The sequence below is a fragment of the Bacillus sp. SIMBA_005 genome (assembly GCF_046535585.1).
Taxonomy (GTDB): Bacteria; Bacillota; Bacilli; order Bacillales; family Bacillaceae; genus Bacillus; species Bacillus pumilus.
The window spans coordinates 1-261 of record NZ_JAWRWI010000640.1 but is presented as its reverse complement, the minus strand read 5'-3'; the positions used below and the strand labels follow the sequence as shown (position 1 = coordinate 261).

At 70.1% G+C, this 261-nt stretch carries 1 protein-coding gene; it reads left to right on the top strand.

Annotation, left to right across the window (positions count from 1 at the left end):
• A partial coding sequence (locus SB660_RS21635; RefSeq protein WP_410584477.1) for a hypothetical protein occupies positions 1–261 on the top strand: 261 nt, incomplete at both ends.

Sequence of the window (261 nt, the reverse complement as noted above, 5' to 3'; positions counted from 1 at the left end):
CTGTGAGCGGCGCGACCTTCGGCGGTTTTACGGAAATTCTCTGGCAGCGGCAGGCCGCGCTGCCCTGGCTGCTCCTGCTGCAGTTGCTGCCGCTGCTCGGCGCGGCGCTGGTCTTCGCCTTCAAGGAGCGGACGACGGCCGTCGTGCTCGGCAAGGTGTTCGCGCTGGGCGAACTGCTGCTCGCCATCGTCGCCGTCGCCCATCTCGATCCGACCTCGCCGGCGCTGCAGCTGGCCGAGCGTTTCGCGCCGCTGGCCTACC